We start from the raw sequence: 20,641 nt of genomic DNA on the forward strand, positions 1-20,641 counted from the left end.
AACTGACATGTTTGTCGATCACGTAAAAGTGTATGTAAAAGGCGGCGACGGCGGCGATGGAATTGTCGCTTTCCGCCGCGAGAAGTATATTGCCTTCGGCGGTCCTGCCGGGGGAGATGGAGGAAAAGGCGGCGACGTCACATTCGTCGTGGACGAAGGCCTGCGCACGCTCATGGACTTCCGGTATCAGCGCCATTTCAAGGCGCCGCGCGGCCAGCATGGCGCGAACAAGAACCAGCATGGACGCCAGGGTGAGGACATGGTCGTCAAAGTACCGCCCGGCACGGTCGTCACCGATGTCGAAACAGGTGAGATCATCGCCGATCTCGTCGAGGACGGACAGCGGGCGGTCATCGCCCGCGGAGGACGCGGAGGGCGCGGCAACAGCCGTTTCGTGACTCCTCAGAACACGGCTCCAGAACTGTCGGAGAAAGGTGAACCGGGCGTCGAGCGCGAAATCAGCCTGGAGCTGAAAGTGCTGGCGGACGTCGGACTCGTCGGCTTCCCGAGTGTCGGAAAATCCACATTGCTGTCCGTCATTTCGTCTGCCAAGCCGAAGATCGGCGACTACCATTTCACGACGCTCGTCCCGAACCTCGGACTCGTCGAGACGGATGACCACCGGACGTTTGTCATGGCGGACCTGCCGGGGCTGATCGAAGGCGCCCATGAAGGTGTCGGGCTCGGTCACCAGTTCCTGCGGCACATCGAGCGGACACGGGTCATCGTCCACGTCATCGATATGTCGGGTCTGGAAGGACGCGATCCATTCGAGGACTTTGAAACCATCAACGCAGAGCTCGAACAGTATAACCTGAGACTGACGGAGCGGCCGCAGATCATCGTTGCGAACAAGATGGACATGCCGGATGCTGCGGACAATCTGGAACTGTTCAAAGAGCAGCTCGGCAAAACGGATCACAAGATCTTCCCGATCTCCGCTCTGACGAGGAACGGTCTGGAGGAATTGCTCTATGCAATCGCGGACCTGCTTGAAGTGACGCCTGATTTCCCGCTTCATGAAACCGCAGAGGACGAAGAAGAACACTCCGTCCTGTACAAATACGAACCGGAAACACCGGACTTCAAAATCACACGCGATGACGACGGTGCCTATGTCCTTTCTGGATACGCGATCGAGCGCATGTTCAAGATGACCGATTTCAACTTCGATCAGTCGGTCCGCAAGTTCGGGCGCCAGATGCGCGGAATGGGAGTCGATGACGCGCTCCGCGAACGCGGTGCACAGAATGGGGATATCGTGCGCCTGCTTGACTTTGAATTTGAATTTATCGAGTAAGACGGCCTTATTCAAGGCCGCAGGGGGATGAACGATGAAGCAGCTGGGAGAGGACCAGTTCTATCTGGTGCGCGAAGATGTTCTGACGGAGTCCATGCAGAAGATGCTGGAAGCGAAGCGGCTGCTCGCTGCGGGTGACGTGTCGACGATCCAGCAGGCGACTGCGCAGGTCGGCCTGTCGAGAAGCGCGTATTACAAATATAAGGACGCCGTCTATCCGTTCGAGGAGATTGCGCGCGAACGGGTGCTGACGGTGTTCATCCAGCTGGAGGATCTGAAAGGATCGCTCGCAGTCCTATTGGAGACCATCTCGTCCGTCCATTGCAACGTGTTGACGATCCACCAGACGATCCCCGTACAGGGAAGAGCCAATATTACACTGTCGCTGAACGTCACGGAAATGACGGTCTCGGTGGAGACGTTCATCCACAAACTGAACGCACCGAGTTTCGTCGATTCCGTCCATCTGGTCAGTTCTGGCGCGCTTTGAGAGGAGACCTGATGATGAATAGGAAAACCGCACAGCCGACGGTCGCATATTTGGGGCCTGAAGCGTCTTTCACCCATATCGCAGCGCGCGGTTTTTTCGGGCAGGGCGGTCTTGTGCCGTATCCGTCGATTCCGGACTGTATCGAAGCGGTGGCGGAGGGGCATGTCGCCTACGCCGTCGTGCCGCTTGAGAATGCACTCGAAGGGTCGGTGCCGCTGACGATCGATTATTTGTTTCACGGCAGTGAATTGTACATCAACGCCGAACTGTCAACGCCGATCCGGCAGCATCTGATGGTGCATCCGGAACAGGCGGACGGAACGGACAGACTCGACTCCATCCATTCACATCCGCATGCACTGGCGCAGTGCCATAAGTATCTGCAGTTTCATTACCGGAGAGTGCCGCTCATCCAGACGTCATCGACCGCAGCGGCCGCAAAGTATGTATCCGAACATCCCGAACTTCCGATCGCGGCGATCGGCAACCAGCTTGCCGCGGAAACATACGGGCTCGAGATGGCGGAAACCTCGATCCATGATTTCCATTTCAACCATACACGGTTCGTTGTCCTGTCGCTCCGCAAGGAAACGCTGGAGATGGAAAACCCGGGACTGCTGAAAACGACTCTTATGGTGAAGCTGCCGCAGGACGACCAGCCGGGGATGCTGCATCAGATCCTGTCCGTCTTCGCCTGGCGGAAACTGAACTTGAGCAAGATCGAATCGAGGCCGCTGAAAACAGGTCTCGGCAATTATTTCTTCATTGTCGATGTGCTGGCGTCCGAGGGGGAACCGATGATGAAAGGTGCGCTTGAAGAATTGAAAGCACTCCATTGCGACGTGACATCGTTCGGTTCCTACCATACATATGACGACTTGCTGCCTGCCGATTCCTGATCGGCGGGCTTTTTCGTCTTCGCAGGTCTATTTCCTTCCGCAGGCTCGTATAGATGAATGAGAAGGCGCACTCCGGTGAATCGGTCACATGCCGGAGCGCCCGTTCATATGATGAGTCGATGGAAGGGGGACTTTACAGAGTGAATGTCCATATTGTTGTAAAAGGTGACACGCTTTGGAAGATTGCACGTCAATACGGAATTTCATTTGAGGAATTGAAAAAGGTGAATGCCCATCTCGCGAACCCGGACTACATAGTGCCGGGCATGAAAATTTTCCTGCCAGAGGGCGGAAAAGGGACGAAACCCCATTCCAAACCTCACAGCGGCCAGCCTCCGAAAGAGAAGATACCGCACATGGAGAAGCCGGCGAAACCACAGACACCGCCTGTGCCGCCTGTGACGAAACCGCAGCCGCAACCGGAACTGAAACCAGCTCCGAAGCCGCAGCCGAAACCAGAGGTGAAGCCGGCCCCGAAGCCACAGCCGGAAGTGAAACCCGTGCCGAAGCCTCAGCCGAAACCGGAAGTGAAGCCGGTCCCGAAGCCGAAACCGAAACCGGAAATCAAACCGATGCCGGAAGTGAAACCGTCTCCGATGCCGAAGCCGCCTGAAGCGGAAAAGCCCGTCTGTGAAAAGCCGATGCCTGCACCTGTTCCGCATCCGCAGCCGCCGATGATGCAGCCGATGTATATCGGTATACCGTGCGGCTGGATGCCGATCTATGATGCGGACTGTTACCCGTATGGCCATCAGCATCTGCCGCCTGCACAGGAGATGCCGGTCCCGCCGATGAGTCCGCCTGTCCAGCCGGCGCCGATGACTCCGCCGATGCTGCCGCAGGATATGCAGGGGCCGCCTCACATGAGCCCGCTGCCGGAATCCCCGGACATGAATGACTGTCCGCCTGACGAATCACCGATCAAACCGGGCCAGTTCCCCGGCATGTCGCCATCCGATTGTGAAACGGATCACTGCGAATCCAGTTACCACCGTCCGCCTGCCCATGAGTCATCCGGCTTCGATCTGACACCGCCAGCCTATTGCCCGCCTGAAAACGGATACGTTCCGCAGCCGATCCCGCATCAGCCGCCTTACCAGCAGCCGCAGTTCCAGCAGCCGGTGTATCAGCAGCCGAACTATCCGATGCCGGGTATCCAGGCATCGCAGCATCCGAACTATATGCACTTGTGTACGTCATGCGGCTCCCAGATGTCTCCGTATCCTTATTACGGCATGGTACCGTACATGGCGCCTATGCCGTCCATGATGCCGGGTGCCCAATATCCGGAAATGCCGGGATACGGCCAGGAACAAACGGATCCGATGGATAATTGTTAAGTGAAGGAAAAACGGGAAACCTTATTCTTTGAAGTGAAACCGCACGTCTGGCGCCTTGAGGAAGAAGGCCAGTCGTTCGCGGTCAAACGGTATAAGGACAGCAAAGGGGCCGGGAAAGTGAGGAAACTGCACAATCAGCTGCAGGCTGTCGGGTTCCCATATATCGCTCCGCTGACCGACAAAGGGACCGACCATCTCATCATCCAGCCTTGGCTGTCCGGCACACGGCCTGTGGATTACGCGAGCATCACCGACCGGAGGGCATCCCTCCGGTCGCTCGATGCGCTTCATGCGACCCGTGAGGTCATCGACTGGAATTCCGTCACTTACCTGCCCCGGTTCAATCTGCATCGCAAGTGGGTGAGGCGGCTGGAACGGTTTAGACAGCAGGAAGAACTGATTGCAGGCCATATCGGCACCTCGGCATTCAGCGATATCTGCCTGTATGCAGAAGAGGCGCTGCTGAGGCTGGAGGGTGTCAGTGAAAAGGAAGAAGTGCCGACAATCCTGCATGGGGATGTCGTCCATCATAATCTGCTCGCAGCAGACGATGGAACGGTCTACCTGATCGACTTCGACCTTGCGGCTGTCGGTTCGGCATCTGCCGAAATCGCCCTCTGGCTGCACCGGGTCCTGCCTCATATGGCGTATGACGGGGAGCAGCTGTTCCGGGAGCTGCCCCGTCTGCAGGAGTTGAGTGAAGAAGCGCTCATCATGCTGCAGTATCCGAACGAAGTCATGCGGGAGTGGCTGTATTTTGCCGGACTGCCGGATCCCGGGCGGCACCGCATCCGGAACCATCTCGTGCAATTCACGAAACAGGGACTGCACGCCTGGCCGGGGCTGTGCCGCTTTTCGGACAGTCAGCTGCAGAGGAAACAAGACAGAACATAAGAACTGTCGGCCGCCGCCAAACGCGGCAGCGGACAGTTCTTTTTTCAATACCAACTTTGCTGTGCTTTCGTCTGTCTGTGGTATACTGGATGATAAGACTCTAGGAGGTAAGCAGCATTGTATGATTACATAAAAGGGATCATTACAAGAGTGACACCCGAGTATATCACAATAGAAGCGAACGGTATCGGATTCCAGGTTTACACGCCTAATCCATATGCATTCCATATGACGGATAGCGTCCAGCAGGTGTTCATCCACCATCACGTTCGGGAGGATGCGGAACTGCTGATGGGCTTCCTGTCGCTCGAACAGCGGGAACTGTTCCGGAAACTGATCACAGTCTCCGGTATCGGACCGAAGGGGGCGCTCGCCATTCTCGCAAGCGGCATCCCGTCGCAGGTCATCTCGGCGATCGAGCAGGAAGACGAGAAATTCCTCGTCCAGTTCCCGGGTGTCGGCAAGAAGACGGCCCGCCAGATGATCCTCGACCTGAAAGGGAAGCTTGCCGATCTGTTTACGGAAGTGGACATGCCGGAAGACGGTGATTCGCTCTTTGCGCTTGCTGAGAACGACTCACTTGCTGAAGCGATGCTTGCACTTGAGGCGCTCGGCTACTCGGCGCGGGAAACGGCGAAAGTGAAGAAAGTGCTCGAACAGGAGGACATGACAACGGAAGACTACATGAAACGTGCACTGCAGCTGCTGCTGAAACAGCAGTGACCTGCGCGGGCATAGATAAGAAAAGGAGGGAGTGCCGTGGATTCACGCGTACTGTCAAGTGAATTGTCCGATTTCGATGAGGGCTTCGAGCAGTCGCTTCGCCCGCAGATGCTCGCTCACTATATCGGACAGGACAAGGTGAAGGACAATCTGTCGATCTTCATCGAGGCGGCGAGACGGCGAAGCGAAAGTCTCGATCACGTACTGCTCTACGGACCGCCGGGACTCGGGAAGACGACGCTCGCATCGGTCATCGCGAACGAGATGGGCGTCAATGTGCGGATGACGAGCGGTCCTGCCATCGAACGGCCAGGCGACCTCGCGGCTGTCGTATCATCGCTCGAACCGGGGGATGTGCTGTTCATCGATGAAATCCATAGGCTTAACCGGGCGATCGAGGAAGTGCTGTACCCGGCGATGGAGGATTTCTCCCTCGATATCGTCGTGGGCAAAGGGCCTTCCGCGAAATCGATCCGCCTCGACCTGCCGCCATTCACACTGGTCGGCGCAACGACACGGGCAGGCTCGCTGTCGGCACCGCTACGCGACCGGTTCGGCGTACCGCTGCGGCTCGAATACTATGAAATCGAGCCGCTGCGCGAGATTGTCATCCGCAGCGCCGGCGTGTTCGACGTCAAGATCGACGATCAGGCTGCAGTCGAGATCGCCCGGAGATCACGGGGGACTCCGCGTATTGCAAACCGGCTGCTCCGCAGAGTGCGTGACTATGCTGAAGTGCGCGGGAATGGTACAATTTCTCTCGGAATTGCACAGGAGGCGCTGGAAATGCTCCAAGTCGACTCCCATGGCCTTGATCATATCGATCATAAGCTGCTGAAAGGGATGATCGAACGGTTCCGCGGCGGTCCGGTAGGCCTTGAGACGCTCGCTGCGAGTATCGGTGAGGAATCCGTGACACTCGAGGATGTCTACGAGCCGTATCTGCTGCAGATAGGTTTCCTGCAGCGGACCCCGCGCGGGCGGATTGCCACTCCATCCGCCTATGAACACTTCGGCCTTCCGGTGCCTGAGCTGAATTAACCAAGCCGGATGAAACCGGACTGCCAGCATCTTGTTTGGCTGGAACGGTGATTCCGCACATAGATTTGAATGAGTTAGGAGATTATAGCAATGGATGTTAATGACTTTGACTTCGACCTGCCCCAGGAACTGATTGCGCAGACACCGCTCGCCGATCGGACGGCCAGCCGGCTGCTTGTGCTCGACAGCGAAAGCGGGGAGGTCCGGCATACACAATTCCGCGCCATTATCGATGAACTGGAGGCAGGGGATGTCCTCGTGCTGAATGACACGAAAGTGCTGCCAGCCCGACTGATCGGTGTTAAGGAAGAAACTGGTGCTTCGATTGAAGTGCTGCTGCTCAAGGAAATCGGTGACAATGAATGGGAGACGCTCGTCAAACCGGCGAAACGGGTCAAGCCCGGTACGGTCATCACGTTCGGTGACGGCCGTCTGACAGCGGAGTGCACGGCTGTCGCCGACCATGGTGGACGCACGTTCAAGTTTTCGTACGAAGGCATCTTCTACGAACTGCTGGATGCTCTCGGCAAAATGCCGCTTCCTCCGTACATCACCGAAACGCTTGAGGACCAGTCGCGTTATCAGACAGTATTCGCCAAAGAACGCGGCTCAGCAGCAGCGCCGACGGCAGGTCTCCATTTCACGGAGGAACTGCTCGATGAACTGCGCGCAAAAGGGGTCGATGTCGAATTCATCACACTGCATGTCGGTCTGGGTACATTCCGTCCTGTCAGCGTCGATTCGATCGAAGACCATGAAATGCACGCGGAGTACTATCAGGTGACCGAGGAGACCGCTGCGGCCATCAACCGGGCGAAAGAACGCGGCGGCCGTGTGATCTCCGTCGGCACGACATCGACTCGGACGCTCGAAACGATTGCGAGTGAACACGACGGGAAGATCGTGGCCGGCTCCGGCTGGACATCGATTTTCATCTACCCGGGGTATGAGTTTAAGGCGGTCGATGGGCTGATCACGAACTTCCACCTGCCGAAGTCGACGCTCGTCATGCTCGTCTCCGCGCTCGCTTCCCGGGAATACATCTTGCAGGCCTATAAGCAGGCGGTCGATGAGAAATACCGTTTCTTCAGTTTCGGAGATGCGATGTTCATCCGCCCTGCACGAAAGGGGAACCACTAATGCCAGCAGTCACATACGAACATATCAAAACATGCAAACAGACGGGTGCGCGCCTCGGGATCGTCCACACCCCGCACGGCTCGTTCGAGACCCCGGCGTTCATGCCGGTCGGGACGATGGCCACAGTCAAGACGCTGTCGCCTGAAGAACTGAAGGAAATCGGTGCAGGCATCATCCTGAGCAACACGTACCACCTCTGGCTGCGGCCCGGCCATGACATCATCCGGGAAGCAGGCGGACTGCATAAGTTCATGAACTGGGACCGGCCGATCCTGACAGATTCCGGCGGCTTCCAGGTGTTCTCCTTGAGCGACTTCCGCAAGATCGAAGAGGAGGGCGTCCATTTCCGCCACCACCTGAACGGCAGCAAACTGTTCCTGAGCCCGGAAAAGGCGATGGAAATCCAGAATGCGCTCGGCTCGGATATCATGATGGCGTTCGACGAATGTCCGCCGTACCCTGCCACACATGACTACATGAAAGCGTCCGTCGAACGGACGTCGCGCTGGGCGGAACGCTGCCTGAATGCCCATCAGCGGCCGGAAGACCAAGGCCTGTTCGGTATCGTCCAAGGCGGCGAATTCGAAGACCTGCGCAGACAGAGTGCGAAAGATCTCGTGTCACTCGACTTCCCGGGCTATGCAATCGGCGGGCTGTCCGTCGGTGAGCCGAAAGACGTCATGAACCGGGTCCTCGAATTCACGACGCCTCTGCTGCCGGAGAACAAGCCCCGCTACCTCATGGGCGTCGGCTCACCGGATTCACTCATCGACGGCGCGATCCGCGGCGTCGACATGTTCGACTGTGTCCTGCCGACACGGATCGCCCGTAACGGCACGCTGATGACGAGCCACGGCCGTGTCGTCATCAAAAACGCGAAATATGAACATGATTTCGGTCCTCTCGACGAAAACTGCGGCTGCTATGCGTGCAAAAATTACAGCCGGGCCTATATCCGGCACCTGATCCGGGCCAATGAAACTTTCGGCCTCCGGCTGGCGTCTTATCATAACCTGTACTTTTTACTCCACTTGATGGAGGAAGTGCGGGAAGCGATCCGGCAAGACCGGCTCGGCGATTTCAGGGAAGAGTTTTTCGAGCAGTACGGTTTCAACAAACCAAATGCAAAAAACTTTTAATTCTTGTATACTAGTCAGGGTAGGGGGGGAATTTAGATGAGTGCAACGTTAGTAAACTTGCTGCCGTTCATCGCAATGATCGCCATCATGTGGTTCTTGCTGATCCGTCCGGCGCAAAAACGCCAGAAGCAGACAAAAGAAATGCAGACCAATCTGAAACGCGGCGACCGTGTCGTGACGATCGGCGGCTTGCATGGGACAATCGATGCAGTCGACGAAACATCCGTGTTTTTGAAGATGGCAGATGGTACAGTCCTTCAGTTCGACCGGCAGGCTGTCGGCCGTGTGACGGAAAGTACACCAGCTATCTGATAACCGAAAAAATGAAGCTGTCCGCCCGGGCTCATAATCCCGGGTGGACAGCTTTTTCTATTCTCTGTTTAAACGGGCGCGGGTCGGGGCAGACTGAAAGGCAAGGAGGAGGGACCCTGTATGCCTGATTTGCTGATTATTGCGTTACGTACCGTCTTTTTATATGCGCTTATCGTTCTGGTTTTGCGGCTGATGGGGAAGCGGGAAGTCGGAGAGCTGAGTGTCATCGATATAGTCGTTTTCGTCATTATCGCGGAGGTCGCTGCCTTTGCACTGGATTCCCCAGAGGAAAAACTCATCAATTCCATTCTGCCTATGCTCGTCTTACTGCTGATTCAATTCGGGTCTTCCTATATCTCTTTGAAAAACAAAAAGTTCCGGGACGTGGTCGATGGGGATCCGTCTGTCTTGATCCGGGATGGGGTCATCCAGGAAGAGGAGATGCGGAAGCAGCGCTACAACCTGGATGACCTGTTCCAGCAGCTGCGTGAACAGCAGATCGGCTCGGTGTACGAAGTCGACTATGCGTATTTGGAACCGTCCGGAAACCTTTCCGTATTCAAAAAAGGTGAGACCAAACCTGTCCTGCCGCTCATATTGGACGGGGACATCGACCGCCAGCACCTCGGCATCTATGAGAAAAGCGAGGACTGGCTGCTTGATGAACTGAAACAGAAAGGAATCACCGATCCCGCGCAAGTGTTCTACTGTGCCCTGGAAGGGAATGATTTCAGAGTCCAGCTGAAGAAAGATTACCTCTGACGCACGGCAAGTTTCCGGAAATGCCTGAAGTCCTCCCCGCGGATCTGTCCGGTGAAGAACAGGACGACCGCCAGGAACAGGGCAGTGATGCTGCAATCCGCGATCAGGCCGTACCCGCCGGTCGGGATGAAGATCGGACGCAGCACCGCTGTGATGATAAACGATGCATACGGCAGGACGAACATCGTGAAGCCGGTGGCGGTCTTCCGGTTCCTGCGCAGCGTTGCGATATGCAGGAAGGACGTGATGAGGACGCCGAAACCGATCGCCACGATGGCACCGGTCTCCTGGAGTCCGGGCTGGGACGCCAGGACAAACATGACGAGAAGCTTGGCAATCCCGCCATACACGGAATTCATCATCGCGGCTTTCGCTTCATCTGTCGCCTGCAAAATCGAGAACAGAGGGCTCTGAATGTAATAAAAGAAGAAGATCGGCGCAAGCACCACCATATACGAGGCCCCCTGTTTGACGTGGAACAGCGTCTCGGCCATCTCCTTGCCATGAACGAAGAAGACAGCTGCTGCAAATGCACCGGTCAGAGCCGATAACCGCAGAGACAAGTGGATGCGCTCCTGCAGTTTCTTGATATTTCCAGCCGCCGACGCACCGCTCACCGCGGGTACGAGTACGACGGACAGCGCATATGGTATGAACTGCGGGAACAGCAGCAGCGGGATGAGCACGCCGGAGATGACTCCGTACAGTGATGTTGCGGCTGCCGCCGTCAGACCGGACACAGCGAGCGCACGGATGAAGATGATCGGCTCGAGGAACCAGGTGAAACTGCCGAACAACCGGCTGCCTGAAGAAGGCAGGGCGACCGCAAGCAAAGGGTTCACCGGATACAGTCCGTCTTTCGACTGCAGGGATGCAGTCTTTTTTTGCTGTTTCTTGAACTTGATCCACAAATAGAGGACCGACACGGCTTCTGCAAGAAGAGTGATGCCCATCGCATATGCAGCATTCAGGGCAATACTGCCGTCAGTCAGGAAGTACGGCAGCATCCAGGTGATGAGCCCGATGCGGACGATCTGCTCGATCACCTGACTCCAGGCTGTCTCTTCCAGCCTGGCAATCCCCTGGAAATAACCGCGGATGATTCCGCCGACCGCCGCGATCGGCACGATGGCGATGCCTACAAATAACGTAACGGATGCCGCCGGATTGCCAAGGAGGGTATCCGACAGGAACGGGACAAACAAGATGGACAGCGGCAGGAAGATAAGTCCGGTGATGATTGTTAGAAGCACGGAAGATCGCATCACTTGTGCAAAGCGGGCGGATTGCCCTTTTGCCGTCAGCTCGGCGATCACCTTTGCAATGGCGATCGGGATCCCCAGCTGTACAAGAGACAGGAAGAAGATGAACGCCGGGTAAGCAGTCATATAGACACCGACCGCCTCTTCGCCGGCCACCCGCATGAACTGGATGCGGTATACAAAACCGAGCAATTTCGTCATAAAAACGGCGAAGGTCAAGATCACCGTTCCGCGGATAAATGAGGACATTGAAAACATCTCCTTCTCAAGTCGAGCCAATTCATATACACTACTTGTATGCGGTACATACTGTATTTACAACTTCGCTAGAAGAAGGGATGACTGCGAGTGGAGATCAAATACGAAGACTTATTCAACCACGTCCGTCCTGCAGTGGAGAGCAAACGGGAAGAATTCCATTTCTACGGCTACAGAACGGTGACCGATGCGGATATCTGGAAGTACTGCGTGCAGAAGAAATGGCGCAAGCGGATTATCGGTGAAATGCGCACCCACGAGATCATCAACGGCGTCATGGAATTGACACCGGCGGAATATATGACCTACACGCAGATCGAGGAGCAGCGTTCATCCGACTGGTTCTCCGACCTGAACAGCGAGGAACTGCAGCTGCTGCTGGCTCCCAGAAAGGACAAACAGAACTAGTAAACTTCCATTTAGATTTGACACGGCGCGGGCACTGTCTCATAATTGTTTTGTTGATGTTTCTTACGTACATACCAAAGCACGACCGCTTCACGGATAGAGGGGGAAAACGGATCATGAAGAAAAGAGGACGGATCGTCGCCTTCCTGTTGCTGATCGTCATTTTTGCAGCAACGATCGGCGGAACGGCGAATCCGATATTGAACAATGTAAAACTCGGTCTCGACCTGCAGGGCGGATTCGAAGTCCTGTACGAGGTCCAGCCGCTGAAGACTGGGGATCACAACCAGAAAATCACGGAAGACGTTGTCGCGGACACAGCGAAAGCGCTCCGCAACCGGATCGACGTACTTGGTGTCAGTGAGCCGAGCATCCAGATCGAATCGAACAACCGGATCCGTGTCCAGCTTGCCGGCGTCGAAGACCAGCAGAAGGCACGGGAACTGCTGTCCACACAGGCCAACCTGACATTCCGGGATGCGGATGACAAACTGCTTCTCGACGGGAACGACCTGAAAGCCGGCAAAGCGAAAGCGAACTTCGGCGAGAACGGCAACCCGGTCGTCACATTGGAAATGAAAGACCCTTCCAAGTTTGCGGAAGTCACATCGGAAGTCGCAGCCAAAGCACCGGAGAACGTCATGGTCATCTGGCTCGATTTTGAAGAAGGAAAAGATTCCTATAAGGAAGAGATGAAAAAACCGGACCCGCGGTTCATATCTGCACCGTCCGTCCGTCAGACCATCAATTCCTCGAATGTTGAAATCTCCGGCAGCTTCACCGTCGAAGAGACGAAAGATCTTGCCGGTATTCTGAACGCCGGAGCACTTCCGGTCCATCTGGAAGAGATGTACTCGACTTCCGTCGGAGCACAATTCGGGGAACAGGCACTTAAACAGACTGTCACAGCAGGTATCGTCGGTATTTCCGCGATCTTCCTGTTCATGCTGTTCTATTACCGGCTGCCCGGACTGGTCGCAGTCATCACACTTTCGGTCTACGTCTACCTGATCATGGTCGTCTTTACGGCCATCAACGGGGTGCTGACACTGCCGGGTATCGCAGCCCTGCTGCTCGGAGTCGGTATGGCCGTCGATGCGAATATCATCACCTATGAGCGCATCAAAGAGGAACTGAGGATTGGAAACTCCATCAAGACGGCGTTTACCAAAGGTGCGAAGGAGTCTTTCACGGCAATCCTTGACGCCAACGTCACGACACTCCTGGCCGCTGTCGTCCTGTTCATCTTCGGGACAAGCTCGGTCAAAGGATTCGCGACGATGCTCATCATCAGTATCGCAGTCAGCTTCATCACAGCAGTATGGGGGGCGCGGCTGCTGCTCGGCCTGCTCGTCCAAAGCGGCCTGTTCGACGGGAAGACCAGCTGGTTCGGTGTCTCGAAGAAACGGGTCCATCCGGCGGGCGAACATATGGACACGCTCGATCTGACGACGAAATTCGACCGTTTCGACTTCGTCCATACACGCAAGCGTTTCTACACATTGTCCATCGTCCTGCTGATTGCCGGTGCAATCATTCTCGGCATTTTCAAGCTGAACCTCGGGATCGACTTCTCGAGCGGTACGCGTGCTGAGATTTTGGCGGACCATGCAATCACGAAACAGGAAGTCAGCACTTACTTGGAAGACATCGGACATCCGAGCGATGATATTGTCATTTCTGGTGACAAGAACAATATCGGGGTCGCCCGGTACAAAGAAGACTTCAGCCAAGAGGAAATCAACAGCCTGAAAGCGCAAGTCGCCGAGAAATACGGCGCAGAGCCGAACGTGTCGACCGTATCACCGACAATCGGGAAGGAACTCGTGAAAAACGCTATCAAAGCCCTCGCCATCGCAGCGCTCGGCATTATCATCTATGTCGCATTCCGCTTTGAATGGCGAATGGGTGTCGCTTCTATTCTGGGTCTGCTGCACGATGCGTTCTTCATGATCGCGATCTTCAGCATCCTGCGTCTCGAGGTGGATATTACTTTCATCGCTGCAGTCCTGACGATCGTCGGGTATTCCATCAACGATACGATCGTCACGTTCGACCGGATCAGGGAGAACATGCACAAGATCGGTCATCTTGACAACGAGAAAGAACTGGCGGATATCATCAACAAATCACTCCGTCAGACACTCGGCCGTTCGGTCAACACTGTGCTGACCGTGCTGATCGTCGTCGTTGCCCTGCTCGCACTCGGTGCACCGTCGATCCGGCCATTCTCGATTGCGCTGCTGATCGGTCTCATCGCCGGTACGTATTCGTCAATCTACATCTCCGCACAGCTTTGGTACGATATGAAAAAGCGGCAGATCAAGAAAACAGGCAAGCTGAAAACAGTCAAAGAGAAGAAACAATGGGGATCCGACGAACCGGTCGTCTGATTTGTTTCAAGAGCTTTCTGAACAGGTATACTCAGGTATACCTGTTTTTCTATGCCGTCCCGCCACAATGCGGCGGGCCAGGCCAGTACAAAAGGAGTTGAGACGGATGAAGTCGCAATGGATGCTGATCGTCGGATTATTGGCCGCTATCATAATTGCCGTATTTGCAGTATTCAACGTCGGGAAAGTCCCCGTCGATTATGTCTTCGGCGAAGCACATTGGCCGCTCGTGCTCGTGATACTAGGGTCTGCGCTGCTCGGCGCCCTCGTGAGCGGACTCTTCGCCGTGTTCCGGACAGTCCGCACACGTCGCGAATTGAAAGTACTGCAGCGGCAGATCACCGAAAAGGAAGGCATCATCGCCGACCAGCAGAACGAGATCGCCATGCTGCAGAAGTCACCGGAGCTTGCGAATGAAATCATGACCGATGAGTATGACGCAAAACAATGAAGAACAGCACCGCCAGTATGGATACTTGTTATCCATGCTGGCGGTGTTTTTATAGGCTCGTACAACAGCCGGTCAGCGGAGTATGGGGATTCTGTCAGCTGGATCATCCAGTACGCAGCAATGTCTCTTCCAATTATGAGCCTGTGAAAGGCGCATATTCCCGCCAGTCTGCAGCTGAAGAAAAATGCGGAGCGGAGCGAAGCCGGCAAGCCAGCTCTTGACTTGCTGCCTTTTCACGCGTCTCAGGGGAGTATGTGTCTGATGTTGCACCGCGGGCATGGGGCCGGGGCGGCCTTGTATTTGTGAAGTTATGAGCGCTTTCGCATGGTTTATGAGCGGAATTGCGAGTTTATGATCACTTTTCAGGTTTTATGATCACTTTCGGTGATTTATGAGCAGAATCGAGGAGTTATGATCACTTTCAGAGATTAATGAGCGGTTCACCCGGTTAATGAGCACTTGCCCCTTATTTCAATCACGTTTCTGCTGCTCCTCCGCCGGTTGCGAGGAGAATCCTTTCCTTTTCCGTCGCAATCCTTTCGGAAATCGGCAAACCCCTGTATAATTGCGGAAGAGGAAGTGACTGCACAGTGATACGTTCAAACAAACAATGGAAAATACATAGACCTGATGGAACTGCGGTGGAAACGTTGATGGACGAGCTGAAGATTCCGTCCATGCATGCGAAAATCCTGGTGTCACGGGGATTCACGAATCCCGCTGAAGTGAAAGAATTCCTGTCGGCAGATGCCGGTGTGCTGCACGATCCGTTCCTGCTGCATGACATGGATAAGGCGGTTGCGCGCATTAAACAGGCGATTGCTGACGGTGAGCACATCGTCGTCTATGGCGACTACGATGCGGACGGCGTTACAAGTGTATCCGTCCTGACGACGGCGCTCGAGCGGCTCGGTGCGGATGTTTCATTCGTCATCCCGAACCGGTTCTCCCATGGCTACGGGCCGAACAGCGGATTGTTCCAGGAAATCGCCGACCTTGGTGCATCGCTCATCATCACTGTCGATAATGGAGTATCCGGTATCGAGCAGGCGGCCTACGCCAAGTCGATCGGGCTCGATCTGATCATCACGGACCACCACGAAATCGGCGAGACGCTGCCGGAAGCGGACGCGGTCATCCATCCGCGGCATCCGGACGGCCACTATCCGTTCGGCGAACTCGCAGGGGTCGGTGTCGCCTTCAAACTGGCCACCGCGCTGCTCGGTGAAGCGCCGCTCGACTTGCTGGAATTCGCAGCCATCGGCACTGTCGCTGATCTTGTGCCGCTGCTGGATGAAAACCGGTACTTCGTCAAAGAAGGCATCCGGCGACTCCGCATGTCCAGCCGCCCGGGCATCCAGGCACTTGCCAAAGCAGGCGGCACGGAACTAAGGCAGTTCACCGAAGAAACGCTCGGCTTCATGGTCGGCCCCCGGCTGAACGCTCCAGGCCGGCTCGGTGATGCGGATGCAGCGGTCGATCTGCTGAAAGCGGACGAGCCAACTGTCGCTGCGGGGATCGCCGCGGAACTCGATCGGCTGAACAAAGAACGGCAGGCGCTCGTCAACGGCATCACACAGGAAGCGCTCGCCATGGTCGAAGCCGAGTATGGAAACGATATCCCCCATGTATTCGTCCTGGCCAAAGAAGGGTGGAATCCAGGGGTCATCGGGATCGTCTCTTCCCGGATCACAGAGAAGTTCCACCGGCCGTCGATCATCCTGTCGATCGATCCCGAAGCGGGGACAGCAAAAGGATCCGCCCGCAGTGTCGAAGGTTTTGACATGTACCAGGGACTTGCAAAGAACCGGGACATCCTTCCTCATTTCGGCGGCCATCAAATGGCGGCGGGCATGACACTGAAACTGGAGGATGTCGATACGCTCCGCAACCAGCTGAACCGGCAGGCAGCGGACATGCTGACAGACGAGCAGCTGACCGCTACGGTCTCGATCGATGTGCCGCTGACGATCGGCGAGATCGAAGTCGGTGTCCTCGAATCACTGGAACAGCTGCGTCCGTTCGGCATGTCGTTCCCGAAACCGGTCTATATGATCGAGAACACATCGGTCGCTTCCATACGGAAGATCGGCGCAGCGAAAAACCATCTGAAACTCGAACTGGAGGACGGCGGGCACAAGCTCGACGCCATCGGTTTCAGCCAGGGCCCGCTTGCGGATGAAATGACCCACGGCATGTCGCTCAATGTTATCGGCGACCTGCAGGTCAATGAATGGAATAACTTCAAAAAACCGCAGATTCTCATTGAAGACATACGTTCCGAGGAGCGGCAGGTATTCGATTTGCGGGGTATCCGGGATCCGCAGCGCTGGGTCGGTACAATCCCGAAAGAGAAAGTTCTGTATGTCGCGTTCCAGCCGAATACGAAAACATATTTCGCGCCGTTCCTCCCCGATGCCGATATTCGTATGGCGGAAGACTGCACGGGAGACGCGGCTGTCGAAAGTCTGGTCCTGCTCGACATACCGGACCAGCAGCGGCAGCTCGAACAGCTGATGACCCTGTTCAGTCCGGGCAGGATCTACGCGCATTTCTATGCACCGGAATCACGGTATTTCGACGGGATTCCGAGCCGGCAGGAGTTCGGCTGGTATTTCACGTTCCTGAAAAAACGGGGGACTTTTGATATCCGCAACCAGGGTGGGCAGCTCGCGAAGCACAAAGGTTGGAAAATCGACACGATTTATTTCATGTCGAAAGTGTTTTTTGAACTTGGATTTGTTAAGATAGAGAATGGTGCTGTCATCGCCGAACCGGCAGCAGGCAAACGTGACCTTGCAGAAGCGCCAGCCTACAAGGAACGGCAGCAGCAGATCGAAATGGAAGAACGGCTTCTTTACGCCCCTTACCATGAACTGAAACAATGGTTCCAACAGGTGCAGCAAGTGCAGGCCGTCGAGGAGGAAACAGTATGGACTTGAAACAGTATGTAACAGTAGTGCCGGACTATCCGAAAGAAGGAATCAGCTTCAAAGACATTACGACCATCATGGATAACGGCGAAGCCTATAAATATGCGACGGATCAGATTGTCGAATATGCCAAAGAAGTCGGCGCCGAGCTCATCGTCGGCCCGGAAGCACGCGGATTCATCATCGGCTGCCCGGTCGCGTATGCGCTCGAAATCGGGTTTGCCCCTGTCCGGAAGCCGGGCAAACTGCCGCGCGAAACGATTGCTGTTGACTATGATCTCGAGTACGGTGTCGATCAGCTGACAATTCATAAAGATGCCATCAAGCCCGGACAGCGGGTGCTGATCGTCGACGATCTGCTGGCAACCGGCGGAACTGTAGGCGCCACAGTTGAACTTGTTGAAAAACTGGGCGGTGTTGTCGCAGGCTGCGCGTTCCTGATTGAGCTTTCCTATTTGGATGGCCGCAGAAAGCTGGATAACTATAACATTCGTGCACTGATGACATACTGACCGGATTCCTCCGCTGCCCGCAGCGGGGGGATTTTTGCTAGGCCGCAAGTCGTCAAGTTTCTGTCACATACATATTTTTTGGACAAATTCATTTCTTTACAAAACTTCTGTTTTCACCATACAATAGAGATATGATTCTTTTTTCGATAATGGCCGAAAGGGGTGGGAGAATGGCTGTCGCACAAGACCTGACAGAACACGATATTTTCGCGCTCGTCAGCAAATATATGAACGGTGAGCATGTCGCGTTCGTCAAAAAAGCCTATGAAGCGGCAAAGCGCGCACATGAAGGGCAATATAGAAGTTCCGGAGAACCTTACATTCTCCATCCGGTCCAGGTCGCCGGCATACTTGCAGAACTGCAGATGGATCCGTCGACTGTCGCGGCCGGCTTCCTGCATGATGTCGTAGAAGACACGGAAATCGGCCGGGAAGACATCGTCCGTGATTTCGGCGAGGAAGTCGCCATGCTTGTCGACGGTGTCACGAAGCTTGAGAAACTTAAGTTCAAATCCAATGAAGAAAAACAGGCAGAGAACCACCGGAAGATGTTCATCGCCATGGCGCAGGATATTCGCGTCATCCTGATCAAACTCGCAGACCGCCTGCACAATATGAGGACCCTTAAGTATGTCCGTGAAGAGAAACAGCGGCGTATTTCTGCGGAAACACTGGAAATCTTTGCGCCGCTCGCACACCGGCTCGGTATTTCTGCAATCAAGTGGGAGCTGGAAGATATTGCCCTCCGCTACTTAAATCCTCAGCAATATTACCGCATAGTGAACCTCATGAAGCAAAAACGTGTCGAACGGGAAAACTACCTGTCGAATGTCATGGAGCAGATTGACGCGGAAATCAGCAAGATGGATATTCACGCGGAGCTGTCCGGGCGTCCGAAGCACCTCTATTCCATCTACCGGAAAATGATCCTGCAGAAGAAAGAGTTCAATGAGATCTATGACCTGCTCGCGGTCCGGATTGTCGTCAGCAGCATCAAAGACTGCTACGCTGTGCTCGGAATCATCCATACGCTGTGGAAACCGATGCCCGGCCGCTTCAAGGATTATATCGCGATGCCGAAGCAGAACCTGTACCAGTCGCTGCATACGACGGTCGTCGGTCCTGCCGGCGATCCGCTGGAAGTCCAGATCCGCACGGAAGAGATGCATAAGATCGCCGAATTCGGTGTCGCTGCACACTGGGCCTACAAAGAGGGGACTACAGCGGACCACCCTGATACGATCGACTCGAAATTGACGTGGTTCCGGGAAATCCTCGAAATGCAGAACGAATCCTCGAATGCCGAGGAATTCATGGAATCGCTGAAATTCGACCTGTTTTCTGACATGGTCTATGTATTCACGCCGGACGGGGATGTCATTGAACTCCCGAAAGGCTCTGTCCCGATAGACTTTGCCTACCGGGTCCATTCCGAAGTCGGCAACCGGACGATCGGCGCCAAAGTGAACGGCAAAATGGTGCCGCTCGAAACCGAATTGTACACCGGCGACATCGTGGAGGTGCTCACATCCAAGCAGTCATTCGGACCGAGCCGGGACTGGCTGAAGATTGCGAACACGTCGCAGGCACGGAACAAAATCCGCCAGTATTTCAAAAAGCAGCTGCGCGAGGATAACGTCTTCAAAGGCAGGGAACTGCTTGAAAAAGAAGTGAAGCTGCAGGAATATACGATGAAGGATGTCGTGACGCCGGAAAGCATCCGGCGGGTCATCGACAAATTCAGCTTCACGTCGGAAGAGGACATGTACGCGGCGATCGGTTCGGGGGGCATCACGGCCCAGCAGGTCGTCAACCGGATGACCGACAAGATCCGTAAAGAGCGTGAGAAGAAGGAAGCGATCGATAAGATTGTCGCCGATCTGAAGAATCCGCCGGCTCCCATCATGACGGAATCCGGCGTGATCGTGAAGGATCTGGATAATCTGCTGATCCGTCTGTCGAAATGCTGCAACCCTGTGCCGGGCGATGAAATCGTCGGGTTCATCACAAAAGGGCGGGGGGTTTCCGTCCACCGGGTGGACTGTCCGAATATCCATACGGACAGCCGTGACGACCGTCTGATCGATGTTGCTTGGGCGGTTGCCCCGATGGACAGCCAGAAGAAGGAGTTCCAGGTCGATATCGAAATCACAGGGTACGACCGGCAGGGACTGCTGAACGAAGTGATGATGGCCGTCGTGGATACGAAAACACCGATCATCGCCGTCTCCGGCAAGGCGGACCGCGTCAAGATCGCACATATCAGCATGTCCATCAAAATCACCGACCTGCAGCATTTGCAGCGGATTGTCGATAAAATCAAGCAAGTACGGGACATCTACTCCGTTCAGCGGGTGATCAATTGACGAAAGAGGGATCAGTTT

At 55.2% G+C, this 20,641-nt stretch carries 18 protein-coding genes; 17 read left to right on the top strand and 1 reads right to left on the bottom strand.

The window, feature by feature from the left end; genetic code table 11:
- Positions 1-7 precede the first annotated feature (7 nt).
- From obgE to BN1190_RS07735, 11 genes are all read left to right on the top strand, one after another.
- Positions 8-1,300 carry a GTPase ObgE gene (gene obgE / locus BN1190_RS07685; RefSeq protein ID WP_040286371.1) on the top strand — a complete coding sequence of 431 codons (1,293 nt, stop codon included), beginning with the start codon at positions 8-10 and terminating at the stop codon, positions 1,298-1,300.
- Between the two features lie 34 nt (positions 1,301-1,334).
- On the top strand, positions 1,335-1,790 hold the full coding sequence (locus BN1190_RS07690; RefSeq protein WP_040286372.1) for an ACT domain-containing protein: 456 nt from the start codon (positions 1,335-1,337) through the stop codon (positions 1,788-1,790).
- A gap of 14 nt (positions 1,791-1,804) precedes the next feature.
- Positions 1,805-2,689: a prephenate dehydratase gene (pheA, locus tag BN1190_RS07695; RefSeq protein ID WP_040286373.1), complete on the top strand. Its 885-nt coding sequence runs from the start codon at positions 1,805-1,807 to the stop codon at positions 2,687-2,689.
- 53 nt (positions 2,690-2,742) lie between these two features.
- On the top strand, positions 2,743-4,029 hold the full coding sequence (gene safA / locus BN1190_RS15315; protein WP_052461752.1) for a SafA/ExsA family spore coat assembly protein: 1,287 nt from the start codon (positions 2,743-2,745) through the stop codon (positions 4,027-4,029).
- Positions 4,030-4,923 carry a phosphotransferase gene (locus tag BN1190_RS07705; RefSeq protein ID WP_052461753.1) on the top strand — a complete coding sequence of 298 codons (894 nt, stop codon included), beginning with the start codon at positions 4,030-4,032 and terminating at the stop codon, positions 4,921-4,923.
- A 117-nt stretch (positions 4,924-5,040) separates the two neighbouring features.
- Positions 5,041-5,646, top strand: a complete 606-nt coding sequence (gene ruvA / locus BN1190_RS07710) for a Holliday junction branch migration protein RuvA (protein WP_040286374.1) — start codon at positions 5,041-5,043, stop codon at positions 5,644-5,646.
- Positions 5,647-5,682: 36 nt separating this feature from the next.
- The gene (gene ruvB, locus BN1190_RS07715) at positions 5,683-6,687 is read left to right on the top strand and encodes a Holliday junction branch migration DNA helicase RuvB (RefSeq protein ID WP_040286375.1); all 1,005 of its coding nucleotides are present in this window, start codon (positions 5,683-5,685) and stop codon (positions 6,685-6,687) included.
- A 90-nt stretch (positions 6,688-6,777) separates the two neighbouring features.
- The gene (queA, locus tag BN1190_RS07720; RefSeq protein WP_040286376.1) at positions 6,778-7,827 is read left to right on the top strand and encodes a tRNA preQ1(34) S-adenosylmethionine ribosyltransferase-isomerase QueA; all 1,050 of its coding nucleotides are present in this window, start codon (positions 6,778-6,780) and stop codon (positions 7,825-7,827) included.
- On the top strand, positions 7,827-8,966 hold the full coding sequence (tgt, locus tag BN1190_RS07725) for a tRNA guanosine(34) transglycosylase Tgt (protein WP_040286377.1): 1,140 nt from the start codon (positions 7,827-7,829) through the stop codon (positions 8,964-8,966). Before queA ends, tgt begins: the two co-directional genes overlap by 1 nt.
- Before the next feature lie 36 nt (positions 8,967-9,002).
- Entirely contained in the window at positions 9,003-9,278 is a 276-nt protein-coding gene (gene yajC, locus BN1190_RS07730; protein WP_040286378.1) for a preprotein translocase subunit YajC, read from the top strand.
- Between the two features lie 120 nt (positions 9,279-9,398).
- The gene (locus BN1190_RS07735) at positions 9,399-10,040 is read left to right on the top strand and encodes a DUF421 domain-containing protein (RefSeq protein ID WP_040286379.1); all 642 of its coding nucleotides are present in this window, start codon (positions 9,399-9,401) and stop codon (positions 10,038-10,040) included.
- Here the strand turns inward: BN1190_RS07735 and BN1190_RS07740 are convergent.
- Positions 10,031-11,551 carry a putative polysaccharide biosynthesis protein gene (locus tag BN1190_RS07740; protein WP_040286380.1) on the bottom strand — a complete coding sequence of 507 codons (1,521 nt, stop codon included), beginning with the start codon at positions 11,549-11,551 and terminating at the stop codon, positions 10,031-10,033. The two genes, BN1190_RS07735 and BN1190_RS07740, sit on opposite strands and share 10 nt — an antisense overlap.
- A gap of 99 nt (positions 11,552-11,650) precedes the next feature.
- Between BN1190_RS07740 and BN1190_RS07745 the strand changes: the two genes are divergently transcribed.
- The 6 genes from BN1190_RS07745 (at position 11,651) to BN1190_RS07770 (ending at position 20,623) form a co-directional block, all read left to right on the top strand.
- Positions 11,651-11,968, top strand: a complete 318-nt coding sequence (locus tag BN1190_RS07745) for a post-transcriptional regulator (protein WP_040286381.1) — start codon at positions 11,651-11,653, stop codon at positions 11,966-11,968.
- A gap of 116 nt (positions 11,969-12,084) precedes the next feature.
- Entirely contained in the window at positions 12,085-14,361 is a 2,277-nt protein-coding gene (gene secDF, locus BN1190_RS07750; protein WP_040286382.1) for a protein translocase subunit SecDF, read from the top strand.
- 106 nt (positions 14,362-14,467) lie between these two features.
- Complete coding sequence (locus BN1190_RS07755; protein ID WP_040286383.1) at positions 14,468-14,812, top strand: LapA family protein; 345 nt, start codon at positions 14,468-14,470, stop codon at positions 14,810-14,812.
- A gap of 653 nt (positions 14,813-15,465) precedes the next feature.
- Positions 15,466-17,754, top strand: coding sequence for a single-stranded-DNA-specific exonuclease RecJ (recJ, locus tag BN1190_RS07760; RefSeq protein ID WP_338066429.1), 2,289 nt, complete (start codon positions 15,466-15,468; stop codon positions 17,752-17,754).
- The gene (locus BN1190_RS07765) at positions 17,745-18,257 is read left to right on the top strand and encodes an adenine phosphoribosyltransferase (RefSeq protein ID WP_040286385.1); all 513 of its coding nucleotides are present in this window, start codon (positions 17,745-17,747) and stop codon (positions 18,255-18,257) included. Before recJ ends, BN1190_RS07765 begins: the two co-directional genes overlap by 10 nt.
- 170 nt (positions 18,258-18,427) lie before the next feature.
- On the top strand, positions 18,428-20,623 hold the full coding sequence (locus tag BN1190_RS07770; protein WP_040286386.1) for a RelA/SpoT family protein: 2,196 nt from the start codon (positions 18,428-18,430) through the stop codon (positions 20,621-20,623).
- The last annotated feature ends 18 nt before the right edge of the window (positions 20,624-20,641 follow it).

The sequence above is a fragment of the Sporosarcina koreensis genome, assembly GCF_000826145.2.
In the GTDB taxonomy this organism is placed as follows: domain Bacteria; phylum Bacillota; class Bacilli; order Bacillales_A; family Planococcaceae; genus Sporosarcina; species Sporosarcina trichiuri.